This is a genomic window from Salmonella sp. 2020_1395 (assembly GCF_043848115.1).
Lineage (GTDB): Bacteria > Pseudomonadota > Gammaproteobacteria > Enterobacterales > Enterobacteriaceae > Salmonella > Salmonella enterica.
In genome coordinates this window covers 343,181-358,492 of record NZ_JBCMFH010000002.1, presented here as the reverse complement: position 1 = coordinate 358,492, position 15,312 = coordinate 343,181, and the positions used below count along the sequence as shown (strand labels likewise).

Annotated in this window: 13 protein-coding genes; 7 read left to right on the top strand and 6 right to left on the bottom strand. The window is 53.7% G+C overall.

The features are described from left to right. The first annotated feature begins 189 nt into the window (after positions 1 to 189). From kduI to ACH0WD_RS04265, 4 genes are all read left to right on the top strand, one after another. Complete coding sequence (gene kduI / locus ACH0WD_RS04280) at positions 190 to 1,026, top strand: 5-dehydro-4-deoxy-D-glucuronate isomerase (RefSeq protein ID WP_000383270.1); 837 nt, start codon at positions 190 to 192, stop codon at positions 1,024 to 1,026. A gap of 56 nt (positions 1,027 to 1,082) precedes the next feature. After that, positions 1,083 to 1,844, top strand: a complete 762-nt coding sequence (gene kduD / locus ACH0WD_RS04275) for a 2-dehydro-3-deoxy-D-gluconate 5-dehydrogenase KduD (protein WP_000602491.1) — start codon at positions 1,083 to 1,085, stop codon at positions 1,842 to 1,844. 353 nt (positions 1,845 to 2,197) lie between these two features. Continuing rightward, entirely contained in the window at positions 2,198 to 3,616 is a 1,419-nt protein-coding gene (gene araE, locus ACH0WD_RS04270; protein ID WP_000253650.1) for an arabinose-proton symporter AraE, read from the top strand. A 112-nt stretch (positions 3,617 to 3,728) separates the two neighbouring features. Continuing rightward, positions 3,729 to 4,436: an aspartate/glutamate racemase gene (locus ACH0WD_RS04265; protein ID WP_000848633.1), complete on the top strand. Its 708-nt coding sequence runs from the start codon at positions 3,729 to 3,731 to the stop codon at positions 4,434 to 4,436. Here the strand turns inward: ACH0WD_RS04265 and ACH0WD_RS04260 are convergent. Further along, entirely contained in the window at positions 4,408 to 5,343 is a 936-nt protein-coding gene (locus ACH0WD_RS04260; RefSeq protein WP_000741798.1) for a LysR family transcriptional regulator, read from the bottom strand. The genes ACH0WD_RS04265 and ACH0WD_RS04260 overlap by 29 nt on opposite strands. Before the next feature lie 117 nt (positions 5,344 to 5,460). Between ACH0WD_RS04260 and lysA the strand changes: the two genes are divergently transcribed. Next, positions 5,461 to 6,723, top strand: a complete 1,263-nt coding sequence (gene lysA / locus ACH0WD_RS04255; protein ID WP_000056587.1) for a diaminopimelate decarboxylase — start codon at positions 5,461 to 5,463, stop codon at positions 6,721 to 6,723. A 9-nt stretch (positions 6,724 to 6,732) separates the two neighbouring features. Here lysA and ACH0WD_RS04250 read toward each other — a convergent pair whose 3' ends face one another. Beyond that, complete coding sequence (locus tag ACH0WD_RS04250; RefSeq protein WP_000968338.1) at positions 6,733 to 7,755, bottom strand: LacI family DNA-binding transcriptional regulator; 1,023 nt, start codon at positions 7,753 to 7,755, stop codon at positions 6,733 to 6,735. 10 nt (positions 7,756 to 7,765) lie between these two features. Next, positions 7,766 to 8,794 (bottom strand): HTH-type transcriptional regulator GalR, encoded by a 1,029-nt coding sequence (gene galR, locus ACH0WD_RS04245; protein WP_000201030.1) that lies wholly within the window; start codon positions 8,792 to 8,794, stop codon positions 7,766 to 7,768. A gap of 592 nt (positions 8,795 to 9,386) precedes the next feature. On the opposite strand from galR, the gene aas reads away from it, so the two are divergent. Continuing rightward, entirely contained in the window at positions 9,387 to 11,546 is a 2,160-nt protein-coding gene (gene aas, locus ACH0WD_RS04240) for a bifunctional acyl-ACP--phospholipid O-acyltransferase/long-chain-fatty-acid--ACP ligase (RefSeq protein WP_006683743.1), read from the top strand. Continuing rightward, positions 11,539 to 12,741 carry a lysophospholipid transporter LplT gene (lplT, locus tag ACH0WD_RS04235; protein ID WP_000004686.1) on the top strand — a complete coding sequence of 401 codons (1,203 nt, stop codon included), beginning with the start codon at positions 11,539 to 11,541 and terminating at the stop codon, positions 12,739 to 12,741. Before aas ends, lplT begins: the two co-directional genes overlap by 8 nt. A gap of 86 nt (positions 12,742 to 12,827) precedes the next feature. Here lplT and ACH0WD_RS04230 read toward each other — a convergent pair whose 3' ends face one another. From ACH0WD_RS04230 to ACH0WD_RS04220, 3 genes are all read right to left on the bottom strand, one after another. Further along, positions 12,828 to 13,868: an NADP(H)-dependent aldo-keto reductase gene (locus ACH0WD_RS04230; protein WP_000558960.1), complete on the bottom strand. Its 1,041-nt coding sequence runs from the start codon at positions 13,866 to 13,868 to the stop codon at positions 12,828 to 12,830. A gap of 190 nt (positions 13,869 to 14,058) precedes the next feature. After that, positions 14,059 to 14,277: a YgdI/YgdR family lipoprotein gene (locus ACH0WD_RS04225; RefSeq protein ID WP_000758662.1), complete on the bottom strand. Its 219-nt coding sequence runs from the start codon at positions 14,275 to 14,277 to the stop codon at positions 14,059 to 14,061. Between the two features lie 169 nt (positions 14,278 to 14,446). Beyond that, positions 14,447 to 15,160, bottom strand: a complete 714-nt coding sequence (locus ACH0WD_RS04220; RefSeq protein WP_000895635.1) for a TerC family protein — start codon at positions 15,158 to 15,160, stop codon at positions 14,447 to 14,449. Between the last annotated feature and the right edge of the window lie 152 nt (positions 15,161 to 15,312).

The window sequence follows — 15,312 nt, the reverse complement described above, 5'->3', positions numbered from 1 at the left end:
GACAAGTGCGTAAGTTTTAGCGCCGTTCGTGATCGCTACAGCAGTTTTAAAAATAACCAACCATATAAATGAAACGTTGTTTTATTTATTGTTGAAAACCTTTATCCAGGCGACTATGATGCCGTTAAATAAATCAAAACAGTGTTTTGATTTTATGCCATTGCGATCGATTTATCATTGGAGGAAAAAGTGGACGTAAGGCAAAGCATCCATAGCGAGCACGCTAAAACGCTGGACACCCAGGCGCTGCGACGCGAGTTTTTAATAGAAAATATTTTTGTCGCTGATGAATATACGATGGTCTACAGCCATATCGACCGTATTATTGTCGGCGGCATTATGCCCGTCAGCCATCCCGTTGAAATCGGCGGAGAGGTGGGTAAACAGCTTGGCGTTTCCCGGTTACTGGACCGCCGCGAGCTGGGCGTCATTAATATTGGCGGCGCGGGCGCCATTATCGTTGACGGGCAGCGCCATGACATTGGTCATCGTGATGCTCTGTATATTGGTAAAGGGGCGAAAGAGCTGGTCTTCGTCAGCAATGAGGCGAGCAGACCGGCGAAGTTTTATTACAACTGCGCGCCAGCGCATACCGCTTATCCGACGAAAAAAGTGTCGCCTGCCGACGTTGCGCCCGTCACCTTAGGCGATAACCTCACCAGTAACCGTCGCACCATCAATAAATACTTCGTACCGGATGTACTGGAAACCTGTCAGCTCAGTATGGGACTCACCGAACTGGCGCCCGGCAATCTATGGAACACCATGCCATGCCATACCCATGAGCGCCGTATGGAAGTGTACCTCTATTTCAATATGGAAGAGGACAGTTGCGTTTTCCATATGATGGGGCAGCCTCAGGAAACCCGTCATATTGTGATGCGTAATGAACAGGCGGTTATTTCCCCAAGCTGGTCAATACATTCCGGCGTTGGCACCAAAGCCTATACGTTTATTTGGGGCATGGTAGGGGAAAATCAGGTCTTCGATGACATGGATCACGTTGCGGTACAAGATCTGCGCTAGTCGCGACCGGTGATAACGCCTGTGCGTGACAGGCATGACAAAAATAAGGATTAACAATGATTTTGAATGCATTTTCTCTTGAAGGTAAAGTCGCGGTTGTGACGGGGTGCGATACCGGATTGGGGCAGGGGATGGCGTTAGGGCTGGCGGAAGCGGGCTGTGACATTGTCGGTATTAACATTGTTGAACCGACGGAAACTATTGCGCGCGTCACCGCTCTGGGACGTCGTTTTTTAAGCCTGACAGCCGATCTGCGTCAAATCGATGGTATTCCGGCATTACTGGAACGGGCGGTGGCGGAATACGGTCATATTGATATTCTGGTGAATAACGCGGGTTTGATCCGTCGTGAAGATGCGATTGATTTCACGGAAAAAGACTGGGATGACGTCATGAACCTGAACATCAAGAGCGTGTTCTTTATGTCTCAGGCGGCGGCAAAACATTTTATTGCCCAGGGCAACGGCGGCAAAATTATTAATATCGCGTCTATGCTCTCCTTCCAGGGCGGCATTCGCGTTCCGTCTTATACCGCGTCGAAAAGCGGCGTAATGGGAATAACGCGTCTGATGGCGAACGAGTGGGCGAAACACAATATCAATGTGAACGCCATCGCGCCGGGCTATATGTCCACGAATAATACCCAGCAATTGCGCGCTGATGCACAACGTAGCGCCGAAATTCTCGACCGTATTCCGGCTGGACGTTGGGGGCTACCGGGCGATTTAATGGGGCCGGTAGTCTTCCTGGCATCCAGCGCCGCTGATTATGTTAACGGCTATACCATAGCGGTAGATGGCGGTTGGCTGGCGCGTTAATCCGCTACTGACAAATGCGTTTCTGGAAAAATCGACGCTTTGGCCGAAAAAACTGATAAAGCCCTGTCCTCGTACAGGGTTTTTTTATGATCTCATTAGCATAGTCCATATTGTGGGTTTAACTTAATCCATATATTGTTAAATAATAGCTATGATCAATGGTTTAATTCATTGAAATATTGGTGGTTTAAAAAAATACCCGGCAACGGCGTTAAATTTAAAAAGTGTAATATCCATCACATATCGCTATAGCGTAGCCATTTAATCCATATTTATGCCGTTTCCAGCCTGACACTTGAGGAAGAGTATCCCGTACTTTCAGGCTATGTCTTACTCTGTTGTGGCAGGAAAATATGGTCTCTATTAATCATGACTCTGCTTTAACGCCGCGTTCGCTTCGCGACACACGACGTATGAATATGTTTGTTTCGGTTTCTGCAGCGGTAGCGGGACTGTTATTTGGTCTGGATATCGGCGTTATCGCCGGGGCGCTGCCTTTTATTACCGACCATTTCGTACTGACCAGCCGGCTGCAGGAATGGGTCGTCAGCAGCATGATGCTTGGCGCGGCAATTGGCGCATTATTTAACGGCTGGCTTTCATTCCGGCTGGGGCGTAAGTATAGCCTGATGGCCGGCGCGATTTTGTTCGTGCTCGGCTCGCTGGGGTCGGCGTTTGCTTCCAGCGTGGAAGTATTGATTGGCGCCCGCGTGATACTGGGCGTAGCAGTAGGGATTGCCTCCTATACCGCGCCGCTTTATCTCTCTGAAATGGCAAGTGAAAATGTTCGCGGCAAAATGATCAGTATGTATCAACTGATGGTGACGTTAGGCATTGTGCTGGCTTTTTTATCCGATACGGCATTCAGCTACAGCGGCAACTGGCGCGCGATGTTGGGCGTGCTGGCGCTGCCTGCGGTGTTGCTCATTATTCTCGTGGTATTCCTGCCGAATAGTCCGCGTTGGCTGGCGCAAAAAGGTCGCCATATTGAAGCGGAAGAGGTGCTGCGTATGCTGCGCGATACCTCGGAAAAAGCCCGTGATGAACTGAATGAGATTCGGGAAAGCCTCAAACTCAAGCAGGGAGGGTGGGCATTATTTAAAGCTAACCGCAATGTTCGCCGCGCCGTGTTCCTCGGTATGCTGCTACAGGCAATGCAGCAGTTCACCGGCATGAACATCATTATGTACTATGCGCCGCGCATTTTTAAAATGGCCGGCTTTACCACCACGGAACAGCAAATGATCGCTACGCTGGTGGTCGGACTGACCTTTATGTTCGCGACGTTTATCGCCGTCTTTACGGTCGATAAGGCCGGGCGTAAACCGGCGTTAAAAATCGGTTTCAGCGTAATGGCGTTAGGGACATTGGTGTTGGGCTACTGCCTGATGCAGTTTGATAACGGTACGGCATCAAGCGGTCTCTCCTGGCTTTCCGTTGGGATGACGATGATGTGTATCGCCGGTTACGCGATGAGCGCCGCTCCGGTGGTGTGGATACTGTGTTCGGAAATCCAGCCGCTGAAATGCCGTGATTTTGGCATTACCTGTTCAACCACAACAAACTGGGTATCGAACATGATCATCGGCGCGACATTCCTGACACTGTTGGACAGCATTGGCGCGGCAGGTACATTCTGGCTTTACACCGCGCTGAATATCGCTTTTATCGGTATCACTTTCTGGCTGATTCCGGAAACCAAAAATGTCACCCTGGAGCATATCGAACGCAAGCTAATGGCGGGCGAGAAGCTAAGAAATATTGGCGTGTAATCCCCCCTCCCATGCCGGATAACGCCTGTTATCCGGCATGATGAAAAATAGACTGGAAACGGATGTGTAAGTTTGCTTCACTGCCATAATGCTTTACAAAAAGGAGAGCGCAGTGAAAACGATCGGACTGTTGGGTGGTATGAGCTGGGAATCGACTATCCCTTATTACCGTTTAATCAATGAAGGCATTAAACAGCAGCTGGGAGGCCTGCACTCGGCGAGCTTACTGCTGCATAGCGTAGATTTCCACGATATTGAAGTATGTCAACGCCGCGGCGAGTGGGATAAAGCGGGCGATATCCTGGCGCAGGCCGCCCAGGGGTTACAGCAGGCGGGCGCAGAAGGCATTGTGCTGTGTACCAACACCATGCATAAAATCGCGCACGTTATTGAATCTCGTTGTTCTCTGCCTTTCCTACACATCGCGGATGCTACCGGGCGAGCTATCGCCCGTCAGGGGTTGCATCGCGTGGCGCTATTAGGGACCCGCTATACGATGGAGCAGGATTTTTATCGCGGGCGGCTGGAACAGCAATTTGCGATTGAGACCATCGTGCCGGAGGCGGACGATCGGGCGCGTATCAATCAGGTCATTTTTGACGAGCTCTGCCAGGGGACATTCACTGACGCGTCGCGCCACTATTATTTACAGGTTATCGAACAACTGGCTGCGCAAGGCGCGCAGGGCGTTATTTTTGGCTGCACTGAAATAGGTTTGCTTGTTCCCCAGACGCAAAGCGCGCTACCGGTTTTCGATACCACGGCAATTCATGCCGCAGATGCCGTGAGCTTTATGCTTTCGTCATCGGCCCCAGAATAACCTCCAGCGGTTCGACCAGGCGCGAAAGATGCGTTTGTAAATGCTTACTGAAGGCGTCAACCAGCGCGGAGGCGGGGCGGTGTAGCGGGCGAATCAGGCTGACGGTAAAGGGCACGTCAATGCTGAAGCGGCGAACGGTGACGCCGCTGGCGGCATAGTCCAGCGCGGTCAGCGGGTTAACGATCGAAACGCCCGCCCCGGCGCGCACCATCGCGCAGACGGAGGCCGCGCTATGCGTTTCCACCACCATTCTGCGCTTCACCTGATGTTCGGCAAATAACGTATCCAACAACTGTCGATAGCTGTCCAGGCGGGAGAGGCTGATAAAGTTTTCCCCCTGAAAATCGTCTGGCGTCAGTACCGTTTTGGCGGCAAGCGGATGGTCGCAGGGCAGTACGCACACTTCATTTAGCGTTAGTAACTCGGTACGGGTTGTTCCTGCCGGGGCATGAAGCGTCTCCGTCAGCCCTAAGTCGTGGCGCTGAGCGGAGAGCCACTCTTCCAGCAACGGCGACTCCTGCGGCACAATATTCAGGCTGACATCCGGATAACGCGCCAGAAAAGGCGGTAGTAGCGGCGGCAAAAAGGATTGTGAAAAGACCGGCAGGCAGGCGATAGAGAGTTCGCCCTGACGGAACTCGCGCAGACTTTCCGCCGCGCTGACGATGCGATCCAACCCATACCAGGAGCGTTGTACCTCTTCGAACAGGCGTAGCCCTTGCACCGTCGGATGTAAGCGCCCGCGTGTGCGCTCAAACAGCGTTAATCCCAGCACTTTCTCAAAACGCGCCAGCTCGCGGCTGACGGTAGGCTGCGAGGTATGCAGCAGCCGCGCCGCTTCGGTGAGATTTCCGGCGGTCATTACGGCGTGAAAAATTTCAATGTGACGTAAATTTACGGCAGCCATACGTTTCCCTGAATCATTTATCCCATATCATTTTTGCATAGACTGACAATAAAACGATATTTTTTATTCTTTCTAAGGTATGGCGTAATCGTTAAAAAGCCTGTTCCGGAGTTTGTTATGTCATTGCCGCATTATCACGCTGAAACTGACCTTAACGCTGAAAATTTGCTCAGATTGCCTGCTGAATTCGGCTGTCCGGTCTGGGTCTATGACGCGCACATTATTCGCCGTCAGATAGCCGCCCTGCAGCAGTTTGACGTCGTGCGTTTTGCGCAAAAAGCCTGTTCGAACATTCATATCCTGCGCTTAATGCGCGCGCAGGGTGTCAAGGTGGATTCTGTTTCATTGGGGGAGATCGAACGTGCGCTGGCGGCGGGCTACGATCCGCAAACGTGCCCTGATGATATCGTTTTTACCGCCGATGTGATTGACGCCGCCACGCTGGCGCGCGTCAGTGAACTGCATATTCCGGTCAATGCCGGCTCGGTAGATATGCTGACGCAGCTTGGTCAGGTTTCGCCTGGGCATCGCGTCTGGTTGCGCGTGAATCCTGGCTTTGGTCACGGCCACAGCCAGAAAACCAACACCGGGGGCGAAAACAGCAAACACGGCATCTGGCATAGCGATCTTCCGGCGGCGCTGGCGGTAATGCAGAAATACCGACTGAAACTTGTCGGTATCCATATGCACATTGGTTCCGGCGTCGATTATGGCCATCTGGAGCAGGTTTGCGGCGCGATGGTACGCCAGGTGCTGGAATGTGGTCAGGATGTGGAGGCGATTTCGGCAGGCGGCGGACTCTCGATACCTTATCGTGAGGGAGAAGAGCCCGTTGATACGCGCCATTACTATGGCCTGTGGAACGCAGCGCGCGAGCAAATCGCCCGCCATCTGGGACATGCGGTCAAACTTGAGATCGAACCCGGACGTTTTCTGGTGGCGCAATCGGGCGTGCTGGTAACGCAGGTGCGTAGCGTAAAACAGATGGGAAGCCGCCATTTCGTGCTGGTAGATGCGGGTTTTAACGATCTGATGCGCCCGGCGATGTACGGTAGCTATCACCGTATTTCGGCGCTGGCGGCGGATGGTCGCGCGCTTGAAAATGGCCCGTGGGTCGAGACGGTGGTCGCCGGGCCGCTATGCGAATCAGGCGATGTTTTTACGCAGCAGGAAGGGGGAATGGTTGAAACACGCGCCTTACCTGCGGTCATCCCCGGCGATTACCTCGTATTGCACGATACCGGCGCGTACGGCGCGTCTATGTCATCGAATTACAACAGCCGCCCGCTCCTGCCGGAAGTGCTGTTTGACAATGGACAGGCGCGGCTGATCCGCCGTCGTCAGACCATTGAAGAGCTGTTAGCGCTGGAGATGCTCTGAAGCGCATCATTAGGCCGGACGTTGAAAAAACGGGCCCGCGGCGACGGACTCGCGCAGAATCAGCGTGCCGGTAAAGGGCGGGATCGGGGCGACCGGCTCGCTGTTCGCCAGACGAACAGCCTGATCGATCGCGGTGGCTATCATATCCTCGATGGGTAAATAGACTGTTGAAAGCCCCGGTTCAAGCCAGGTTGCGCCCGGCGCATCGTCAAAACCAAACAGCGACACATCCTGCGGGATGCGTAATCCGGCCTGGCGCAGCGCTTTTGCCGCGCCCAGCGCCGTGTCATCATTACAGGCGAATAGCGCGCTAAACGTGACGCCTTCCTCCAGTAATTCCCGGCAGGCGTCATAGCCGCGCGTCAGCGTGTAATCGCCGTATTTCACTTTTGCCGGTTGCCAGGGGATGCCATATTTTTCCAGCGCCTTGCGATAACCCGCTACGCGTGATGTGCCGGTGGGAGTATGAACAGGCAGCGTAATACAGGCGATATCGCGATGGCCCTGCGTAATCAGGTATTCCACCGCCTGGAATGCCGCCGTCTCCTGCTCGAAGAAAATAGCGCGATCGCGGGCCTGAGTGACGTTGCGATTAATAATCACCAGCGGCATTTCCGTGGCGTCAATCAACGACAAAATCGCCGGCTCATCCATATAGCGAGTGTAAAGAATAATAGCGTCGCACTGTCTGTCGGCCAACATTTGTACGGCTTTCTGCTCTCGTTCCGGCGTATCGTGACCATCGGTGACGATCAACTGCTTGTTATGAAACTCCGCCTGGCGCGACGCCCGGCGCAACAAACTGCCAAAATAGAAGCCGTCAAACGTAGAGACGACCAGACCGATGCTGTTGCTGGTGCGATTCGCCAGCGAGCGTGCCAGCAGGTTGGGGCGATAGTCCAGAGCCTGCATCGCCGTAAACACTTTCTGGCGCGTGCTTTCTTTTACCTGCCCCGTCCCATTCAGCACTCGTGAGACGGTGGCCTTTGATACGCCCGCATGGCGGGAAACATCCAGCATTGTCGCCATCATGCTACCCTGATTAATCGGTTGTCGACAGGTGCCCGGTATCCGTCGGCGTGGATACCGAATGTCGGCGTACCAGTGTCGGACTAAATACATGGGTCACTTCCGGCGTAGGGCATTTCCCTGCCAGCGCTAACGCCAGTTCCGCCGCCTGTGTCGCCATGGTGACGATCGGATACCGAATGGTGGTCAGTCGGGGACGCACATAGCGTGAGACCAGTACATCATCAAAACCGATGAGCGATACTTCGCCCGGCACCCCCACGCCATTATCATTTAATACTCCCATCGCGCCAGCCGCCATCGAGTCGTTATAGCAGGCCACTGCGGTAAAATTTCTGCCGCGACCTAATAACTCAGTCATCGCCTGCTCGCCGCCGCTTTCATCCGGTTCGCCGAACGTCACCAGCCGATCGTTAGCCGGGATATGGCTTTCCGCCAGCGCATCGTAATAGCCCCTCAGGCGATCTTCGGCATCAGAGATAGTGTGATTGGAACAGATATACCCAATACGCGTATGACCTTGCTGGATCAGATGCCGGGTCGCCAGCCATGCCCCGTAACGGTCATCCAGCGCGACACAGCGGTGTTCTAACCCCGGTAAAATGCGGTTAATCAGCACCATGCCGGGGATTTGCTTCATTAATGAGGCCAGGTCCGCATCCGGAATCATTTTGGCGTGCACCACTAACGCTGCGCAACGATGACGAATCAACTGTTCAATAGCCTGACGCTCTTTTTGTTCGTTATGATACCCGTTGCCAATCAGTAAAAAATTGCCGGTGTGATACGCCACCTGTTCAACGGCTTTCACCATCGCGCCGAAAAAAGGATCGGAAACGTCGCCGACCACCAGACCGAGGGTTTCCGTTGCCTGCTGTGCCAGCGCGCGCGCGTTGGCGTTAGGGTGATAGCTCAGGGACTCCATTGCGCTGGTCACCGCCAGCCGGGACGCTTCGCTGGCTTTTGGCGAATCGTTAATAACGCGAGAAACGGTGGCGACTGAAACACCGGCCAGTCGGGCTACATCTTTTATGGTCGCCATGATAATACCTATAGTGGGTAAACGCTTACATTACGCCAGTTTTACGGAAAATGAACGTCTGTTCAAGCCTCTTGCCCCGCCGTGTCGGGCAAATGTGACCTGCACGGGAGAAATGCGTCTGTAAAGTGACAATACAAATCTTTCGTTACAGTTTGCGAAGCGCTGTTGCGATTGTCTGCTGGCAGGCCAGCGAGTCAGGTTGATAGAGTGGTGATCCCAGAGGTATTGATAGGTGGAATCAACGTCATTGTTGATCACACGAATTACACCAACCTGCGTAGAGATGCGCAGGTTTTTTTTTGTTTCGCCTGAACCTGTAACAGTAACGGATAATTTACACAACTCGTTGCATTTCCGTTTATTCCTTTGCGTTTTCGGACTGGCGATGCAGACGCGCGAAGCCCACAATCAAGATCCCAGAGGTATTGATTGGTGAGATTATTCGGTACGCTCTTCGTACCTGTCTCTTGCACCAACCTGCGCGGATGCGCAGGTTTTTTTTCGAACCTATTTTGCTATCGCTCCTGTTACGCAACTCGTGTAATCTGCCACAATTCATGTTTTAGCGAATTGTCGGCCAAAGGGAGTTGAAATGCTGTTTGGATTTTTCCGTAACCTGTTTCGCGTGCTTTATCGTGTGCGCGTCACTGGCGATGTCCGGGCGCTACAGGGGAACCGGGTCTTAATTACCCCCAATCACGTTTCATTTATCGATGGTATGCTACTGGCGCTGTTTTTGCCGGTACGGCCTGTCTTTGCGGTATATACCTCCATCAGCCAGCAATGGTATATGCGCTGGTTAACGCCGCTGATCGATTTTGTACCGCTCGATCCCACTAAACCCATGTCCATTAAACACCTGGTGCGTCTGGTGGAGCAGGGGCATCCAGTGGTGATTTTCCCGGAAGGGCGGATTTCCGTGACCGGCTCGCTGATGAAAATTTATGACGGCGCAGGCTTTGTGGCGGCAAAATCGGGCGCAACCGTCATTCCGCTCCGCATTGACGGCGCGGAGCTTACCCCTTTCAGCCGCCTGAAAGGTCTGGTTAAACGGCGCTTATTCCCCCGCATTCAGCTTCATATTTTACCGCCGACGCAAATACCGATGCCGGAAGCGCCGCGCGCGCGCGACAGGCGTAAAATAGCGGGTGAGATGCTGCACCAGATCATGATGGAAGCGCGTATGGCGGTGCGCCCGCGCGAGACGTTATACGAATCGTTGCTGGCGGCGCAATATCGTTACGGCGCGGGTAAAAACTGTATTGAGGACATTAACTTTACGCCGGATACGTATCGTAAGTTACTGACCAAGACGCTTTTTGTTGGCCGGATTCTGGAAAAGTACAGCGTTAAGGGCGAGAAAATCGGTTTAATGCTGCCGAATGCCGCCATCAGCGCGGCGGTGATTTTCGGCGCGGTTTCTCGTCGCCGCATTCCGGCCATGATGAACTACACAGCGGGGGTAAAAGGGCTGACCAGCGCGATTACCGCGGCGGAAATTAAAACGATTTTTACCTCCCGCCAGTTCCTCGATAAAGGTAAATTGTGGCACCTGCCGGAGCAGCTAACGCAGGTTCGCTGGGTTTACCTGGAAGATTTAAAAGCGGACGTCACACCCGCCGACAAGCTGTGGATTTTTGCCCACCTCCTGGCGCCGCGACTGGCGCAGGTAAAACAGCAGCCGGAAGACGCGGCGATCATTCTTTTTACCTCCGGCTCGGAAGGGCACCCGAAAGGGGTGGTGCACAGCCATAAAAGCATTCTGGCGAACGTCGAGCAGATAAAAACGATTGCGGATTTCACCGCCAATGACCGTTTTATGTCGGCGCTGCCGCTCTTTCACTCGTTCGGTTTGACGGTGGGCCTGTTTACGCCGTTGTTGACCGGCGCGGAAGTGTTTCTTTATCCAAGTCCGCTGCACTACCGCATTGTGCCGGAACTGGTCTATGACCGTAACTGTACCGTGTTGTTTGGTACGTCAACCTTCCTCGGCAACTATGCGCGCTTTGCCAATCCGTATGATTTTTATCGCCTGCGCTATGTGGTGGCCGGTGCGGAAAAACTTCAGGAGAGCACCAAACAACTGTGGCAGGATAAATTCGGTCTGCGCATTCTTGAGGGCTACGGGGTAACGGAATGCGCGCCAGTAGTCTCGATTAACGTGCCGATGGCGGCTAAGCCGGGCACTGTTGGCCGCATTCTGCCTGGCATGGACGCGCGTCTGCTGGCGGTGCCCGGTATTGAAAACGGCGGTCGGCTACAGCTGAAAGGGCCGAATATCATGAATGGCTATCTGCGCGTGGAAAAACCGGGCGTGCTGGAGGTGCCGTCAGCGGAAAACGCCAGAGGCGAAACCGAGCGCGGCTGGTACGACACGGGCGACATTGTACGCTTCGATGAAAATGGTTTTGTGCAGATTCAGGGGCGCGCGAAACGCTTTGCGAAAATTGCTGGCGAAATGGTCTCGCTGGAGATGGTCGAGCAACTGGCGCTTGGCGTTTCGGCGGACAAAATGCACGCTACCGCCATTAAAAGCGATGCCAGCAAAGGTGAAGCGCTGGTACTGTTTACGACTGACAGCGAACTCACCCGAGAAAAGTTACAGCACTATGCCCGTGAACACGGTATTCCGGAACTTGCCGTCCCGCGTGATATCCGTTATCTGAAACAGCTTCCCTTGCTTGGCAGCGGGAAACCCGATTTTGTGACGCTGAAAAGTTGGGTGGATGCGCCGGAACAACATCATGAGTGAGTCAGTACGTACTAACACCTCCATCTGGTCGAAAGGGATGCTGTCGGTGATTGTCGCGCAGTTTCTCTCGGCTTTTGGCGATAATGCGCTGCTGTTTGCGACGCTGGCGCTGCTGAAAGCCCAGTTTTACCCGGACTGGAGCCAGCCTGTTTTGCAAATGGTGTTTGTGGGCGCTTACATTCTTTTTGCGCCGTTTGTCGGCCAGATAGCGGACAGCTTTGCCAAAGGCCGGGTGATGATGGTCGCCAATGGTCTTAAACTGGCGGGAGCGGCAGGTATCTGCCTCGGCGTAAATCCTTTTGTCGGTTATACGTTGGTCGGGATTGGCGCGGCGGCTTATTCTCCGGCGAAATACGGTATTCTGGGCGAACTGACGACGGGCGATAAGCTGGTGAAAGCCAATGGCCTGATGGAAGCCTCTACGATTGCGGCGATTTTGCTCGGTTCCGTCGCGGGCGGCGTACTGGCCGACTGGCATGTCATCGCTGCGCTGGTTGCCTGCGCGTTGGCCTACGCTGGCGCAGTGGCGGCGAACCTGTTTATCCCGAAGCTTGTGGCGGCGCGTCCAGGACAATCCTGGCGGTTGTCGGCGATGACGCGTAGCTTCTTCAGCGCTTGCGTTGTCCTTTGGCGTAACGGTGAAACGCGTTTTTCGCTGGTGGGGACCGGGCTATTCTGGGGCGCAGGCGTGACGCTGCGTTTTCTGCTGGTGCTGTGGGTGCCGGTGGCGCTGGGCATTACGGATAACGCCACGCCAACTTACCTGAACGCCATGGTGGCGGTAGGCATTGTGGTCGGCGCGGGTGCGGCGGCAAAACTGGTGACGCTGGAGACCGTATCGCGCTGTATGCCCGCCGGGATTTTGATTGGCGTTGTGGTTGCAATCTTCTCATTACAGCACGCATTGCTGCCTGCTTATGCCTTGTTGCTGTTGATAGGTATGCTGGGCGGCTTTTTTGTGGTGCCGCTCAACGCTTTGCTCCAGGAGCGCGGTAAGAAGAGCGTTGGCGCCGGGAATGCCATTGCCGTACAAAATCTGGGCGAGAATAGCGCCATGCTATTAATGCTGGGACTGTACTCGCTCGCGGTGCTGGTTGGCGTTCCGGCAGTGGCGATAGGTATCGGCTTTGGCGTGCTGTTCGCGCTGGCGATCGCGGCGCTGTGGATCTGGCAGCGCCGGCAGGCATCATACTGAGTGAATATGCCGGGCGGCGAGCGCGCGTTATCCGGCTTACATTGTCTCTGTAAGCCCGGAAGCGTAGCGCCACCGGGCACTGACCATCACGGCGCCGGATAGGTATAAACCTGATGCGCCGCCTCAATCTCCGCCAGAACCTCTTCGCTTAACGTCAGATGCAGACTTTCCACATTCGTCTTGAGCTGCGCCATCGTGGTTGCGCCCAGTAACGTACTGGCGACAAACGGCTGGCGGCGAACAAAGGCCAGCGCCATCTGCGCCGGATCAAGATTGTGACGCTTCGCGATATCGACGTAGGCGGCAACGGCTTTTTGCGCCTGTTCGCCGCTGTAACGTGTGAAGCGGCTGAACAAGGTATTCCGCGCGCCTGCGGGTTTGGCCCCGTTCAGGTATTTACCGGTTAATGTGCCAAACGCCAGACAGGAGTAGGCGAGCAATTCAACACCTTCATACTGGCTGACTTCCGCCAGCCCGACCTCGTAACTGCGGTTTAACAGGCTATAGGGGTTCTGGATCGTGACAATACGCGGCAGGTCATGTTTTTCCGCCAGATGCAGATAGCGCATAACGCCAAACGCTGTCTCATTTGAAACGCCAATATAACGAATCTTACCCGCTCGCTGAAACTCACTTAGCGCGTCTAACGTCTCCAGCAGACTTACTACTGGTGTGGAATCCGTCCAGTTATAGCCGAGTTTACCGAAGCAGTTAGTGGGACGCTGCGGCCAGTGCACCTGATACAAATCCAGATAATCGGTCTGCAATCGGGTCAAACTGTCGTGTAGCGCTTCGCGAATATTTTTACGATCCAGCGCCTGATGAGGCCGGATGCCTTGATCATTATTACGTGCCGGTCCGCTAACTTTGCTGGCGATGATCAGTTTTTCACGGTTGCCGCGTTTGGCGAGCCAGTTACCGATATAGGATTCCGTCAGCCCTTGTGTTTCCGGGCGCGGAGGTACCGGATACATCTCGGCGGCGTCGATAAGGTTAATGCCATTTGCGATGGCATAGTCGAGCTGTGCGTGAGCGTCGGCTTCGCTGTTTTGTTCACCAAATGTCATTGTGCCCAGCCCTAGCGTACTTACTTCGAGCGAGCTGTGGGGTATACGGTGATAGTGCATAGCCGTTTCCTTTTTATTATGAAGTCAGAAATTCCCGACAAAGGACAATAAAAATGGCAGAGGGAAGGCAAAAGGGAAAGTAAAATTGCAGGCTGCACGGCGTAATTGTTACCGGGCGTGGTCGCCACGCACCGTTACGGGACGCAGCCTGAAGGCTTGCAGAACGCTGACCTCGATCACAGGCCACCGCTTAACGTTCGATGATTTGAGACACTTCGTCACGGTTGATTTGCATCTCGTTTCCCTGTGCATCGGTATAGCTGACCAGACCGGTATCATCGTCAACTTGCGGTTTTCCATCGGTCAGGATCATACGACCATCTTTCGTCGCCATTACATAATCGCTGCTGCATCCGGATACCGCAAAAGCCAACCCTACTGCGGAAATTACAACTGCCCACTTTTTCATCCGTTTGTCCTCACGTAGCCTGCATCTGATAATAGTCTGTTAATCATATGTCTGATAATAGTCTAGTAATAACGCGCAGCTCTGCATGTCGGAAGCAGCAAAATCTTAATCTGTGAGAAGAAAGGAAATAAAGTGAGTATTCGCTCCCCGGCGGGGGAGCGAGACAGGATTACAGCGGATTCTTTTTATTACGCAACAGGTTCAGGCTCTCTACTGCGATAGAGAAGAACATGGCGAAATAGATATACCCTTTCGGAACGTGAACGTCGAAACTTTCCAGAATCAGGGTAAAGCCAACCAGGATCAGAAAGGAGAGCGCCAGCATTTTTACCGACGGATGACGATCAACAAACTCGCCGATGGGCCGTGCCGCAAACATCATGACGCCCACGGCAATAACGACTGCCGCCATCATAATAAACAGATGATCGGAGAGGCCAACCGCTGTGATAACTGAATCAAGGCTGAAAATAATATCCAGCAGCATAATCTGCACTATTGCGCCCAGGAAAGAAGAAACCCGGGTTTTTAACCCTTCTTCTTCGCCTTCGATGGACTCATGGATCTCCTTGCTGGCTTTCCAGATTAAAAATAACCCGCCCAGTAACAGAATGAGATCGCGAGCGGAAATCGCTTCGCCGAAAAGCTCAAACAGCGGATTAGTCAGACGAGTGACCCAGGCGATTGACGCCAGCAGCGCCAGGCGCATGACCATCGCCGCCGCCAACCCAAGCCGCCGTGCGTGGTTCCGTTGCGCCGTAGGAAGTTTTGCTACCACCAGAGAAAGAAAAATAATGTTGTCGATCCCAAGTACAATCTCCAGCAGCGTCAGCGTACCGAGCGCCAGCCAGGCATTAGGATCGGTTATCCATGCAAATAACATCGAACAAAGTCCTGCCAAAAAAAGAAGCGGTAATTATAGGCCCGTCGAGTGACGGGCGAAAGCCCAGGCTGAATTTGCGCAACCAGGAACGGTGTAAAATAGCGGCGACAATACGCTTACGTTTATCCGGCATCGGCCCGATGCGTAGCCAT